We start from the raw sequence: 14755 nt of genomic DNA on the forward strand, positions 1-14755 counted from the left end.
ATATAGTACATTACAACAGTAATGCACTATGTGGAATGAGGTTTGAAAGGAGGCTTGCGCTTGATTTTAAATACAGATGGTACAAAACCAATTTATGTTCAAATAGCAGAATGGCTAGAAACAGAGATTTTGAGTGGTAACATCAAACAGGATGAAAAAATTTATTCACAATATCAGCTTGCAGACATGTTCAATATTAATCCGGCAACTGCTGCGAAAGGATTAAATATTTTGGCTGATGAATTGATTTTATATAAAAAGCGGGGCCTTGGAATGTTTGTTTCTACTGATGCAAAATTCAATATTCTCAACAAACGGAAAAGTCGAACGTTAAAAAGATTAGTTAGGGAAATTGTTATGGAAGCAGAGCGTTTAAGTGTGAGTGAAGATGAACTGCTACAGATGATTAAAGCAGCAAATAATGAAGACAAGGGGGATGTATGATGAAGGTCGTCGTTTGTAATGAGGTATCAAAAGTATATGGGCAGAAAAAAGCGCTAAATAAATTGTCCTTTTCGATAGAAAAAAATAAAATAACGGGACTTATCGGTCGAAACGGTGCTGGGAAAACAACGCTGTTGAAATTAATCGCTGGGTTTATCCATGAAACTTCTGGAGATGTACACGTTTTTTCAGAAAAACCGTTTAACAATTTGAAGGTTTCTTCTAACAGAATCTATATTGATGATCAGCAATACTTCCCAAACTCGTTAACCTTAAAAGACATTCTCCAATCAGCTAGTACATTTTATGCGAATTGGGATAAAGAGCTTGCTGATCGTCTCTTTGACTATTTCTCCTTTCATCCAAAGCAGCACTATTATACTCTTTCTAAAGGTATGAAGAGTACTTTTAATATGATCATAGGCTTGGCTGCAAGATGTCCATTAACAATTTTAGATGAGCCAACAACAGGTATGGATTCTTCCGTAAGAAAGGATTTTTATAGAGCCTTGCTAAAGGATTATATTGATCACCCTCGAACGATCATCCTATCTAGTCATCTATTAAATGAAATCGAGGATCTAATAGAGGATGTATTGCTTATTAAGGACGGTGAAAAGCGCTTGCATCTACCAGTTGCGGATTTAAAGGAATATGCAATTGGGATAAATGGTAAAGAAGATATTGTAATGGAAGTTGTTCGTAACAGAGAAATTCTTCATCAAAAACGGATAGGTAAAGATGGTATCTATATTGTGGTAGAAAATAACTTTACAGAGTTTGAGACTGAAAATTATAGATTGAAAGGTGTTGAAATGACCTCAGTTGCTTCAGACGATTTATGTACATATTTAACGAGTAAAACGAATGGGGGGATTGATGATGTTTTTAACAGAGGTTAAGTTAGTTGATATAGTGAAGAAACAGTTTATGTATAAGCTAAAAGCATACTTAAGTGTATTTAGTTCATTGCTAACCATACAAATCATTGGAATTCTATTATCAACGACCGGTAGCAGTTCAATTTCAATGGGTACTAGTTCTAATGGTTTTTCACTGAATGTTAGCTATTATACAGGAGATATAATCATTATTTTTACAATGATATGGGCTTTGATAAGTGCAATTATTATTACGACAAAAGCCTATCGAAACGATGACTTTGTTTTTGTGTCTAATCGATTAAGTAGTAACCTTTCAAATATTGTATTTTTACTATTTGCTAGTATCATCGGAGGAATTACAGCTATGCTTTCTGGAATTTTTTTCAAGATTATCATGAACTTTATTCTAGATGATGGAAATGTGACGGCAACATTTATTGGTTTTCAAGAATTAATGGTAGGGATTATTGCTAGCATCTTTTATATGTTTTTATTAGCATCCATAGGATATGTTATTGGAATGCTTGTGCAATTAAGTAAGTGGTTTACTATTATCCTTCCTGCTTTATTTATAGGTTATTTATTTTTAGGAGTGAATATGAACGGAGAACCAACCTTTATATTGGAGATAGGGAAATTTTTTATAGAGGAATCCTCATTACTCGTATTTTTCTTAAAGGTAATCGTAGCTGCTAGCTTTTTATTTTATGTTTCTATTATTCTGTCAAATAAGATGGAGGTGAGACAATGATTTTAACGTCAATTATTCCAATAGTACTTTTATTATTAATAATCGTAGCAATTTATAAAATGGTTAATGTTATTAAGAAGGTACCATTTTTACAAAAGCTTAACTTGAAATGGATGCTTAGTATTTATGGAGTTCTGTTACTTGTAGCTGTTGGATTATTTTATGTGCTTCCGAATGAAAGACCTTCAAATAAAATTGTCGATAATCAGGATGAACTTGTGAAAGTCGAGAATGCAAGACGATTATTAACGATGGCTGCTTCTGAAGGAAAACAAATAAGCAAGGAAAACATTGAGGGCGTAGAGATAAAAAATCATTGGGATTTTACTTACGAAGAAAAACAGCTTGATGTCACTATATTAGATGACCAGCTTGGAACGTTGTTTACGTTAGTAGAAAGAAAAAATGTAAATGATAAAAGAGTAGAGGTAATGCAATATCATACAAGAACAATTATTGAAAACCTTGATATTACGGATGATATTCCCCCCTTAACTTTAGAATTAGTGGAAGGTGAATTAACGATTAGAAACACACATTCTGTAGATATTCATTTCGGGAAATTCGATAAAGAATTTACAATCACTCAGTTTACTGAAGAAAAGGGCATAGAAGATTCATTTATAGATGAAGATCATATTTGGGGTGAGAATGTACTTTATATTCGTGTTCCGAAGGATGTAAATGTAGAAGGTGACTTTCAGTTTGTCACTCAATAAGATCTTTTATTTCGCTTTTATCAGTAGCATGTAACAACCCTCTAGAAAAAAAGCCTATTAGAAATGCCCTTTTTCCCAGTAATATCGAAAAAGGGTTTTTTGTGTTATGTTTTCTAACATATACTTTTTCCTCTTTTTCCACGAACAACCCCTGATATTCTAAAAAACTCAATGTAATCAATCTCTTTTCCATACATTTCTAATTTTTTATACAAATTGCACAAACTTTTTAATCATTTTTAACAGAATATACAATGACAATCTAAAATAAATATATTATCATGTAAGAAATTATAACATTTGGTGTTATTTAATTTTACATAATTAGGAGGGATTAGTGTGGTGGGGGATAGAGGAAGGTTGAAAATTTTTTCGCTTGGCCTACAACATGTATTTGCTATGTATGCTGGAGCGATATTAGTTCCGTTGATCGTTGGAAGAGCATTAAATTTAACATCAGAACAATTGGCATACTTGGTCGCAATTGATTTATTAACTTGTGGTATAGCCACCTTATTGCAAGCTTGGAATAATAAATATCTTGGTATTGGGTTACCTGTAGTTTTAGGTAGTTCGTTTGTTGCAGTGACACCAATGATTGCGATCGGATCACAATATGGTATTTCTGCGATTTATGGATCGATCATTGTTGGTGGCTTATTCATTTTTGTGTTTGCATCTTTTTTTGGGAAAATAACTAAATTATTTCCCCCAGTTGTTACAGGTTCAGTTGTAACTATTATTGGACTTTCCCTTGTGCCAACAGGTATTAAAAATATGGCTGGTGGAGTTGGAAATCCCGATTTTGGAAGCACTGCTAATCTATTATTATCATTTGGTGTATTAGCAATTATTTTGGTAATGAATCGTTTTTTTAGTGGCTTTGCCCAAGCATTATCTGTACTATTTGGCATCATTGCTGGTACGATCGTGGCTATCTTTATGGGGAAAGTAGATTTTTCAAGTGTTGCAGATGCCTCTTGGGTGCACCTACCTGAAATTTTTTACTTTGGGACACCTACATTTGAAATTGGCCCTATCTTAACAATGATTATTGTTTGTGTAGTTATCATTATTGAATCAACAGGGGTATTTTTAGCATTAAGCGAAATTTGTGATCAAAAACTTACTGAGAAAGACTTTGTGCGAGGTTATCGTGCTGAAGGGTTAGCTATTACATTAGGTGGACTCTTTAATGCTTTTCCGTATAATACATTTGCTCAAAATGTAGGTCTGGTCCAATTATCAAAGGTAAAAACAAAAAATGTTGTAATAGCAGCTGGTTTCATTTTAATTGTGTTAGGGCTTATACCTAAGATTGCTGGACTTGCAACAATTATCCCGCCTGCTGTGTTAGGTGGTGCAACAGTTGTTATGTTTGGGATGGTAATTTCATCTGGTATCAAAATGCTTGCTGCAGTTGATTTTGCTGATCAACATAACTTACTTATTATTGCTTGTTCACTTTCTTTAGGATTAGGAGCTACAGTTGTACCAGACTTATTTGTTGGTTTACCTCAAGCTATTCGTATTATTGTCAGTGATGGGATTATTACAGGTAGTTTAACAGCTATACTATTAAATTTGTTTTTTGTAATTCGTACAAAGAAAAATGTTGCAACATTTGAAGAAAACAGATCTGCTTCATGACTAGAAGGGGGAATTTAGTTCCTTCAATGTCCCTCCCTGGATTTATCAGAGGGTATTAAATTGATTTAATATAGATAGAAGAAATTCATGAAAAAATATTCTCAAATGTAATTTATAAAACTCATTCAAAAGGAGTTAAAAATTGAGATGGTTACGATAAATGAGCTTAATCAATGTAAAGAATCAGATTTTGTTGAAATCCTTAAAGATATCTTTGAACACTCTCCCTGGATTCCTAAAAAAGTATTGCATTACAGCCCTTTTTCTTCATTGGAAGATCTTCACGACAAGATGGTGCAAATTGTGATTGATGCACCATATGAGGAAAAGCTAGCACTAATAAAAGCCCACCCTAACTTAGGGACACGTATAGAGATGAGTTCATCCTCTGTCAAAGAGCAAATGGGTGCTGGATTAAATCAGCTTTCACCTGAAGAATATGAGAGTTTTTCCATTATAAATAAACAATATATGGAGAAGTTTAGCTTTCCGTTTATCATGGCTGTGAGAGGTCAGACAAAAGGGGATATATATTCAGCTATGAAACTTAGAGTTAATAATGAAAAAGCAGTCGAGTTTGAAAAGGCGCTATCAGAAGTATATAAAATAGCCCTCTTTCGTTTAAAAGAACTTATTAACAAGTAAAAGGAGATGGATTTATGAAACAAAAACGAGTATTTTCTTATGGGAAAGGTAATGTGTTTGCATATCGAACATTTTTAACCCCATTAACAGGAGTAAGACAAATTCCTGAATCTGCTTTTTGTGGGAGAAGTAATGTTGTATTTGGTGTAAATGTTAAAGTTGAGATTGCTGGGAATCAGTTACTTACTTCTTTTACAGAAGGTGATAATAGCCTTGTGATTGCAACAGACTCGATGAAAAACTTTATTCAAAGACATTTAGGGAGCTACGAAGGTTCAACAATTGAAGGATTTTTACACTATGTTGGAGAAGAATTCTTAAAAAAATACGACCATATTGATTCCATTAAACTAATTGGTGACGAAGTTCCGTTTGAATCGATAAACAGAGTATCATCTAGTGGATTAACAGAAAGCGATCTCGTATTTAAAAACTCTCGAAATGAAAAAGCGCAAGCATCAGTTGAAATAGTCCGCAATGGTACAGACTTTGAAATTGTAAATCAGAGTAGTGGTTTACTAGATCTGCAATTAATCAAAGTGCGTGGGAATTCATTTGTGGGATTTATCCGAGATGAATATACGACACTCCCAGAAGATAGTAATCGACCACTATTTATCTATTTAAATATCGGTTGGAAATATGAGAATGTTGAAGATTCAACAGGGTTAGATCCAGTTGTCTACGTTTCTGCTGAACAGGTCCGTGATATTGCATCATCTGTTTTCCATGATCTTGAAACACCATCGATCCAATATTTAATTTATTTAATTGGTTGTCGGGTGCTAGAGAGATTCCCGCAATTACAGGAAGTGAATTTCCGATCGCAAAATCATACTTGGGATTCAGTTGTAGAAGATATTCCAAACTCTTCTGGAAAAGTCTATACAGAACCTCGTCCACCATTTGGCTTTCAGCGTTTTTCTGTGACGAAGGAAGACTTAAAGAATAAACAAGAAGTCACAACAACAAATAATCTATCGAAGTAAGGATTTGATACTATGGCAGGTCTTACGACACATATTCTTGATTTAACCCACGGTATCCCGGCAGCGAATGTTACCGTACAATTATCGAGGTTTGAAGGCTCATCCACTTTCATTTTAAAAACAACGACAACAAATGAGGATGGTCGATTAAAAGAGCCGCTTCTATTGGAAGATGAGATCGAAGAGGGAGAATACGAACTTTTATTTAGCATTGGTGACTATTTTCGAACTAAAGGTATGGATTTGTTGGAGCCTGCGTTTTTAGATAAGGTGTCAATTCGGTTCGGTATTGCAGATCGAAGTGCGCACTATCATGTTCCATTACTTGTTTCGCCATGGGGATATCAAGTTTATAGAGGGAGTTAACTAGAATCTCAACTCATTAATTAAATATCTTTTAAGTTTTTGGATGTGTTTACTGAACTTTTTGACCGAAAGAGGAGGCGAGACTCAAAGAGGGCTACCCATCCTAACGTAACTCTATATAGTAGCTTACAACTCATTATAGAGACTATATATTGTGTTGGCGCGGTCTGGCCCTTTCTGAGTACAGCCTCACTTATTCGATTGTATTTCCTTACTATTGAAATAGCTGGCTGTTCCCTTGAATTAAAGACTTAATTCTAAAAGCTAAGCGCAATCGTAATGTTTCTTCTGGTTCTTTCAAACTTCTGCCGATAATCTCCTCGCATTTTTCTAAACGATATATCACAGTATTACGGTGTACATAAAGCCGTTTTGCTGTTTCGGACATTTGACAATGTGTTTCTAAATAAACAGCCAATGTTTGAAGTAGTACTTGATGATCTCTTTTTGGTTCATTGGCAAATGCTTGGAAAGTATCAGTATAAAACTTTTTTAATTGATCAAATGGAACCATACGGAGAATTTCTGGAACCTCCTTAGGTTGGTATATGTCAATAAATTGTTTTTTACCTGACATATTTCCGTAGTAAAGGGCGTCAATTGCTTCTTTGTACGAAACGGGTACATGGATGAGTTGTTCGGCGTAATTACTAATACCAAATGAAAGGTCCTCTTGGAAGTGAGAGTGAATTTTCATTTGTATTTTCTTTAAGAGTGAAAGGAACGGTTGAATAATCTCTTTCCATCCGCCTTTCATTTCCAATAGTAAGAGGTATGATTGATCAATTGTGAAAATGTGTATTTTTTGGTGAAATCGTTGAAGTTCTGACTCAATTGTATCATGAATCAGTTCCTCCTCGGTCTGGTATTGCAGCAATGTAAGATTCTTATCTTCATCTTCTATTTTACCAACTGCACAAATATATCGCTGTTCGTTTGCTAGTTTAAACTCTTTAGCCCTGCTGATTACCTCTTCGGTGGTGGTAAATGCACCTTTAATAAAGTTAGTGAAAAACTCATTTTGGATTCGTCTTGTATTTTGCTTTAGCGCATTTTCTTTCATTAATTCAAAAGCAATAACATTTGTTGCTTGTTTAATGGTTAAAATCGTTGAGCGATCTGATAATTGTACGGACCCTAATACACATAGGTAACTATACTGTTTATGTGTATAAACAGGAAAAAGTGTGATTGTCTCTCGAGTTCCGTTTACGAATGAAAAAGCGGTCATCGTTGTTTTAGGGAAATGAAAATAATGACCTGTGGATATTAACGACTCAAGGTTTTCGGAAAAAGGAAGATTGTGAAACTGTTTTCTTCCGGTTAACTGTAATTGATGATTGAGTAGGACAACAGGTAAATCTATAAGGGAGGATAAACTATCAAGGATTTTATGTATTCCTTGCCCACTCATAATATGATTTGTAAATTGTTGATGTGTTTGCATGGCATGATGCAGTTCATTCGTGCGAATATCAAGGATGTAACTGAGTGACTTATTTACAATATCACCTAGTGAAGTGTGAATAGGTAATTCTAAAAGTGGGAAGTGGAGTTCATTTGCAAGTGAGATAGCTAATTCTGGTATTTCCTGTAAAAAACGCTTTGTTTTAATTCCTAATCCTGAACATCCTTGCTTGTTCATCTCTCTAATAAGCAGTAAAAGTGAATCGAGATCATCCTTGAAATGAAAGGCTGTTGTAACGAGTAATTCATCCTTTTTTAAAAAGTAAATAATATCAGGAGCGTCCATCATATTTACTGTATTTACTTCGCGTTCAACACCATATTTTCCTGCGATTAAAACTGTGCCATTAAACACGGGAAGATCTAATAATTCACTTAATCTCATGTTTTCTCCTCCTGCTAATTTGGATGTTTACAAGTTACTTATATTAATAATGAAATTTTTTTAGATACTATAAACAATGAATTTAGTAAATGTTCTACATATATGTGAATGATTTTAAAGGATGTTTATTCTAAAATCAATATATATAACTAATCATGTTATTATTTATAACAATTTATGATAGAAAAAATGAATGGACTAAGGGGGGGTTAGGTTGGTAATTAACGAGAAGTCACCTGCCTTATTTGGACAAATTGAAGAGATGGTGGAATGGTTAGGTTCATTCGGAAAAAGCAAAAGTAATGGTGTTACAAGACAATTGTATTCAACTGAGTGGCGATGTGCACAAAAAGCACTTGAGAAACGGATGAACAAAATTGGATTAGATGTCTATTTTGATGATGTCGGAAATCTATTTGGTAGATTAACAGGTAGTCGAGAAAATACAACAACTATTTTAACTGGATCTCATATTGATACTGTCATTGATGGTGGGAAGTATGACGGTGCATATGGTGTTATTGCGGGTATGATAGCTTTGCAGTATTTATATGAAACTTATGGGCTTCCTAAAAAGAATATAGAAGTTGTTTCATTATGTGAAGAAGAGGGAAGTCGCTTCCCGATGACATACTGGGGATCTGGTAGTATCACTGGTGTAAGAACTATTGAAGATGTTCAAAATTTAGTGGATTTACAAAATATTTCTTTTATAAAAGCGATGCAGGATTCAGGGTTTGGTCAAGGTAAGTATCGACAACCTAAGCGGAATGACCTTGACTGCTTTATTGAACTACACATAGAGCAAGGTGAGGTATTAGAAAGAGAAGCAATGCCTATTGGAGTTGTAAGTCATATTGTTGGTCAGAAAAGATATGAAATCACAGTTATTGGGGAGAGCAACCATGCGGGTACGACACCGATGGCTTGGCGTAAAGATGCAATGTATGTGGCATCTGGGCTTATACAATTACTAATTCAGAGAGCAAAAGAAACAAATTCAGATTTAGTAGCAACAGTTGGTCAACTGAATTTAGAGCCGAATATAGCAAATGTTATACCAGGAAAGGCGACATTTACGGTAGATATTCGCCATAGTGATGAGGATGTTATTGACCAATTTTCAAAGAAGTTGTTTAAGGAGTTCCAGTCTATTGCTGATAGACATACTACTGATTTAAAAATTAAAAATTGGATGGATGAAAAGCCAACTAAAATGTGCGAGAAGTTGATTGAAATTTCTGAGTTGATATTAACGAAAGATCAAATACCATATAAAAAAATGGCGAGCGGGGCAGGTCATGATTCACAAATGTTTAGTCCATTTTGTGCAACTTCTTTATTATTTGTACCAAGTCATAAAGGGATAAGTCATTCGCCGCATGAATTTACTAGAACAGAGGATTTAGAAAAAGGAATTCGACTATTAATAAAGCTTTTATATGAATTAGCTTATTAAAGGAGGAGAAGACAATGTTTGCTTTTAATGAAATAAATACCCCATTACGCACCATAATGACTCCTGGACCTGTTGAAGTGGACCCTAGAGTTTTGCGTGCTATGAGTACGCCGGTACTCGGGCAATTTGATCCAGCTTTTACACAGATAATGAATGAAACAATGGAAATGCTTCGTCAAGTGTTCCAAACAAAAAACAGATGGGCATTTCCAATCGATGGAACATCTCGTGCGGGTATTGAAGCTGTGTTGTGCAGCGTTATTGAACAGGGAGATAGAGTGTTAATCCCGATTTATGGTAGATTTGGACATTTGTTAACTGAAATAGCTGAGCGAAGTGGTGCTGATATTCACATTATGGAATGTGAATGGGGAGATGTTTTCGATCAAGAGGAAATTATAAATGAGATAAAAAGGGTGAAACCAAAAGTAGTAGCAATAGTACATGGTGAAACCTCAACTGGTTGTATGCAGCCTTTAGATAAGATTGGGCCTGCCTGCCGAGCGCTTAATGTGTTATGTATCGTTGATGCAGTTGCAACCATCGGCGGAACAGAAGTAAAAGTAGATGAATGGCAGCTTGATGCAGTAATAGGTGGAACTCAAAAGTGTTTGTCTGTTCCTTCAGGTATGGCACCGATTTCGTATAATGATCGTATCGAACAAGTCATCAATGTAAGGAAAAAAGTAGAAAAGGGGATTGCGACAGAGGATGATTTATTAGATGTCAAGCAGCCAATTCGCAGCAACTATTTTGACTTAAGTCAACTGCAAGATTATTGGGGACCTAGAAGATTGAATCATCATACAGAAGCAACTTCAATGCTTTATGCATTACGAGAAGGAACACGAATTGTTTTACAAGAAGGACTAAAAGAACGATTTGAACGACATCTTCTACATGAAAAAGCACTTGTAGAAGGAATTAAAGCAATGGGTTTGAAGTTATTTAATGATGTTCCCTGGAAGCTGCCTATGGTCACATGCATTAACATTCCTGAAGGTATCGATGGTGAGTCAGTAAGAATGATGTTGCTCAGGCAGTTTGGAATTGAGATTGCTAGTTCATTCGGTCCTCTTCAAGGGAAGATTTGGAGGATCGGGACGATGGGATATAGCTGCCGAAAAGAAAATATCTTGTTTGTTCTGGCTGCTCTTGAGGGTGTCCTTATTCGTCACGGTGCTTCAGTCCAGGTAGGGCAAGGATTACAAGCGGCACTTAATGTATATGAGTTACCTCATTTAATAGTGAAGTAGTGTGAAAATGGATGGTTGCAATAAAAATAAATGTCTGAGTCAAGAGATAATTTAGGAAGATGATTTGAAGCGAAAGCCAATTTCTGTTCATGTGGAGGAACGATGATGATTGATAAATGGAATGCATTCGTAGATAAGGATTTGGTCATTGAACAAACAGCGTCTGGAAAGTTAGACGGTTTAACGTTTGCGGTAAAAGATGTATTTGCGATTGAAGATTATACAAGTGGAGCAGGGAATCCTGATTGGCTTCGAACACATGATCCAGCAAAACAACATGCACCGGCTATAAAACGCCTCCTCAATCATGGGGCAAAGCTTAAGGGGACTACACAGACTGATGAACTTATGTACAGCTTGAATGGTGAGAATTTTCATTATGGTACACCTATGAACCCTGAGGCACCTGGTCATATTCCAGGAGGATCTTCTAGTGGATCGGCCGTTGCCGTTTCTTCTGGGCTCGTAGACTTTTCTCTAGGCACAGATACAGGCGGATCTGTTCGTATCCCTTCATCCTATTGTGGGATCTATGGCTTTCGGCCTACTTTCGGTACAGTCCCAATTGAAGGCGTTATTCCTTTAGCGAAAAGCTTTGATACTGTTGGCTGGATGGCTAGGCAACCAAAGTTGTTACTTGATGTCGGTCATATTCTTATAGAGGGTCAAAGTGGGAAGGGGAATTTTAATAAGATTTTCTTAGGGAAAGATGCTTGGGAGCTGTTGGATAAAGAAAACAAAGAGACAATATTAGCTTATATTTCTTCAGTTGAAGAGAGAATGGAAGACAGTGAGTGGATACATATATCAGAAGAAGGTTTAGCAGAATGGGCGAATACGTTTCGTATCATTCAAGGAATTGAGATATGGGAAGAACATGGTGAATGGATTCGTAAGGAGAATCCAACATTTGGCCCTGGTATTGCAGAAAGATTCCACTGGACAAGTACATTGAAAAAGAGTGAGAACAAATCCCGATATGATTTAAGAGAAAAAATTCGCGAATCGTTATCAAACCTTTTAGGAGAAGAAGGGTTATTAGTCATTCCAACTGCTCCTGGAGCAGCGCCATTGGTTCATTTACATGGAGAAAAAGCAGAGCAATATCGAGCAAAAACCATGCAGCTATCATGTATTGCTGGCTTGGCTGGCTTACCACAGGTTACGCTTCCTCTAACAAAAGTGAATGGGCTGCCGATAGGATTATCTTTTATCGCTAATCACAATCAAGACTTGAAATTATTGAGCTTTGTGAAAGAATTTTTTTAGAAAATGAATGTCTGAAAATTCATAAAGAACACATAGTCTTATTCTACCTACCTTTTACTTCTAGTTAATCTGTTAATCAAGCTCTTAATTACTTGTGAAAAGGCATAAAGTGATATAACGATTAATATAAGGAGAATTGATATGAAACTAGCAACTGTGTATGCAGAAGGAGAAGAGGTCGCTGCAATTATTTCTGGTGATAAAGTTCTAACAATTAATACGATAAATGAGATAGCCGGAAAAAGCTGGAGTACAGACCTTTTTAGTATTTTACAAAAGGGCGAATTAGCTGAAATGACTATTTGGTATAAAGAAGAGGGAGGGAATAAATTGGATCAATTCCCTCATTTTTTAGAAGAAATAAAATATGCACCACTCTACCGAAATCCGGGGAAAATCTGGGGAGTCGGTATGAACTATATGGAAAAAGCAATAGAATTGTCAGGAAAGCCGCCGGAAGAAGAACCAGTCATTTTTATGAAGCCAGATACTAGCTTAATTGGTTCAGAGGAATCCATTATGCTACCTTCTCAGTCTAGTGAAGTTACAGCTGAAGCGGAGCTTGCAATCATTATTGGAGAAACCTGCAAAGATGTAAATGTTAAGGATGCCTCTAGAGTTGTCGCTGGCTTTACTACTACTTTAGATATGACTGCAAAGGATATTCATGCTAAAAACCCCCGTTATATGCAGCGATCAAAAAGCTTTGATACGTTTTTCAGCTTTGGTCCATATTTTATAACTGTTGATGAATTTTCTCATATAAAGGATCTTTCTGTAGAAACTGTTTTAAATGGAGAAGTACATCACCGTAATGTCGTTGCGAATATGATGTATCAACCTTGGTGGATTATATCCTTCTTTTCTCATATTATGACTTTACATCCAGAGGATATTATTATGACTGGCACTCCTGGATCTGTGGTGATTCGTGACGGGGATGTGGTTGAATGTCATATTCAGGGATTTAAACCGTTACGAAACCCAGTATCGGTAGTTTCTTAGATAATACATATATTAATCATAGGAGAGTGAGTATGGAACATTTAGATATCCTGATTAAAAATGGAAAAGCTGTTCTTCCTACAGGTGTAACAGAAACTGATATTGGAATAAAAGATGGAAAAATTGCCATTGTGGAAAAAGGAATAATGAATAAAGCAGCTATAGAATGGGATACTGAAAATCAATATATTTTTCCGGGAATGATTGATGTACATGTACACTTTAGTGAACCAGGGAGAGAACACTGGGAAGGGTTCCATACAGGTTCAATGATGATGGCGGCTGGAGGATGTACGACTTATTTTGATATGCCGTTAAATGGAATTCCTTCAACCATAAATCTAGAGGCATTATCTACAAAAGCAGAGATTGGGAATGGAAAATCCTTTATTGACTTTAGCTTATGGGGCGGTCTTGTTCCGGGAAATGAAAAGGATTTAGAAGCTCTTGCTGAAGCTGGTGTGATAGGCTTTAAGGCGTTTCTTTCTTCAACAGGAAATAAAGAGTTTGAGGCAGTTGATGATCTAACTTTATTGAATGGTATGAAAAGAATCGCAAAATTGGGTAAGGTGTTAGCTCTTCATTCAGAAAGTGATGCAATTACGAACTGGTTAAAGGAAGAGAAAGAGAATGAAGGCAAATATAGTGCTGATGATTATTTAGAATCACGTCCGATTATCGCTGAGGTTGAGGCCGTAGAACGTGCCATTTACTATTCAGAACTTACTGGCTGTCCTCTACATTTTGTACACATAAGCTCTGCTAAAGCGATTGAAGTGATTGAGCAGGCAAAACAAAAAGGAATGAATATAACGGTAGAGACTTGTCCTCATTATTTATTATATAACCATGAACATTTAAGAGGATTAGGCACCATTGCTAAATGTGCTCCACCTTTACGTGAAAAAGAAGAGCAACAAAAATTAATTTCTCTTTTAATAGAAAATAAATTTGATATGATCTCATCAGATCATTCTCCATGTCCTTATGAATTAAAAGATCCTAATATGTATAATATGTTTCAAGCGTGGGGTGGAATTAGTGGCGGACAGTTTACATTGTTATCAATGATTGAGCTTGCCCTAAAGTATAAAATACCATTTGATACTGTCGCAAAATGGACAGCATCAGCCCCAGCAGAGAGATTCGGACTAGCGGATCGAAAGGGAAAAATAGCTATAGGTGCTGACGCTGATTTAGCAATTATCACATTAAATGAATCACATACAGTTACGGAAGAAAACTTTTATGCAAAGCATAAACAAAGCTTGTATATGGGACATACTTTCCCATGCCGAATCGTGGGAACTCTTAATAGAGGCAACTTGGTATTTAAAGAGGGAGTAATAGTGGCTCCGATTCCTAATGGCCGTTGGGTAAAGCCATGTGAAAATGCATCAATTAAATCAGTCTAGGCTCTATTGATAGCGAAAATACCTTTCTTCGAACAGAGAAAGGTTTTTTAC

12 protein-coding genes and 1 pseudogene are annotated in these 14755 nt (G+C 35.8%); 12 read left to right on the forward strand and 1 reads right to left on the reverse strand.

All coding sequences use genetic code 11. From position 1 onward, the window contains the following. Window positions 1–60: 60 nt before the first annotated feature. The 7 genes and pseudogenes from HUW50_RS12940 to uraH all read left to right on the forward strand — a co-directional run bounded on the left by HUW50_RS12940 (window position 61) and on the right by uraH (window position 6448). Window positions 61–444 carry a GntR family transcriptional regulator gene (locus tag HUW50_RS12940; protein ID WP_066336823.1) on the forward strand — a complete coding sequence of 128 codons (384 nt, stop codon included), beginning with the start codon at window positions 61–63 and terminating at the stop codon, window positions 442–444. Next, window positions 441–1346, forward strand: a complete 906-nt coding sequence (locus HUW50_RS12945) for an ABC transporter ATP-binding protein (RefSeq protein ID WP_311774049.1) — start codon at window positions 441–443, stop codon at window positions 1344–1346. The genes HUW50_RS12940 and HUW50_RS12945 overlap by 4 nt, the downstream gene beginning before the upstream one ends. Then, window positions 1324–2079 (forward strand): hypothetical protein, encoded by a 756-nt coding sequence (locus HUW50_RS12950; RefSeq protein WP_185653985.1) that lies wholly within the window; start codon window positions 1324–1326, stop codon window positions 2077–2079. The genes HUW50_RS12945 and HUW50_RS12950 overlap by 23 nt, the downstream gene beginning before the upstream one ends. Continuing rightward, window positions 2076–2798: a hypothetical protein gene (locus HUW50_RS12955; RefSeq protein ID WP_066336815.1), complete on the forward strand. Its 723-nt coding sequence runs from the start codon at window positions 2076–2078 to the stop codon at window positions 2796–2798. The genes HUW50_RS12950 and HUW50_RS12955 overlap by 4 nt, the downstream gene beginning before the upstream one ends. 342 nt (window positions 2799–3140) lie before the next feature. After that, window positions 3141–4448, forward strand: a complete 1308-nt coding sequence (locus HUW50_RS12960) for a nucleobase:cation symporter-2 family protein (RefSeq protein WP_066337331.1) — start codon at window positions 3141–3143, stop codon at window positions 4446–4448. Window positions 4449–4595: 147 nt separating this feature from the next. Next, window positions 4596–6082, forward strand: a pseudogene (gene pucL / locus HUW50_RS12970) (factor-independent urate hydroxylase). A gap of 12 nt (window positions 6083–6094) precedes the next feature. Then, window positions 6095–6448, forward strand: a complete 354-nt coding sequence (gene uraH / locus HUW50_RS12975; protein WP_066336807.1) for a hydroxyisourate hydrolase — start codon at window positions 6095–6097, stop codon at window positions 6446–6448. Between the two features lie 214 nt (window positions 6449–6662). Here uraH and HUW50_RS12980 read toward each other — a convergent pair whose 3' ends face one another. Continuing rightward, on the reverse strand, window positions 6663–8300 hold the full coding sequence (locus HUW50_RS12980) for a PucR family transcriptional regulator (RefSeq protein WP_185653986.1): 1638 nt from the start codon (window positions 8298–8300) through the stop codon (window positions 6663–6665). Between the two features lie 214 nt (window positions 8301–8514). On the opposite strand from HUW50_RS12980, the gene allC reads away from it, so the two are divergent. From allC to HUW50_RS13005, 5 genes are all read left to right on the forward strand, one after another. After that, window positions 8515–9759 (forward strand): allantoate deiminase, encoded by a 1245-nt coding sequence (allC, locus tag HUW50_RS12985; protein WP_260445687.1) that lies wholly within the window; start codon window positions 8515–8517, stop codon window positions 9757–9759. A 14-nt stretch (window positions 9760–9773) separates the two neighbouring features. Continuing rightward, entirely contained in the window at window positions 9774–11015 is a 1242-nt protein-coding gene (locus HUW50_RS12990; protein ID WP_185653987.1) for a pyridoxal-phosphate-dependent aminotransferase family protein, read from the forward strand. 105 nt (window positions 11016–11120) lie between these two features. Next, window positions 11121–12284, forward strand: coding sequence for an amidase (locus tag HUW50_RS12995; RefSeq protein ID WP_066336779.1), 1164 nt, complete (start codon window positions 11121–11123; stop codon window positions 12282–12284). 141 nt (window positions 12285–12425) lie between these two features. Continuing rightward, on the forward strand, window positions 12426–13289 hold the full coding sequence (locus HUW50_RS13000) for a fumarylacetoacetate hydrolase family protein (RefSeq protein WP_185653988.1): 864 nt from the start codon (window positions 12426–12428) through the stop codon (window positions 13287–13289). Between the two features lie 32 nt (window positions 13290–13321). After that, window positions 13322–14704 (forward strand): allantoinase, encoded by a 1383-nt coding sequence (locus tag HUW50_RS13005; RefSeq protein ID WP_185653989.1) that lies wholly within the window; start codon window positions 13322–13324, stop codon window positions 14702–14704. The last annotated feature ends 51 nt before the right edge of the window (window positions 14705–14755 follow it).

Origin of the sequence: Metabacillus sp. KUDC1714 (assembly GCF_014217835.1) — a bacterium.
In the GTDB taxonomy this organism is placed as follows: Bacteria; Bacillota; Bacilli; order Bacillales; family Bacillaceae; genus Metabacillus; species Metabacillus rhizosphaerae.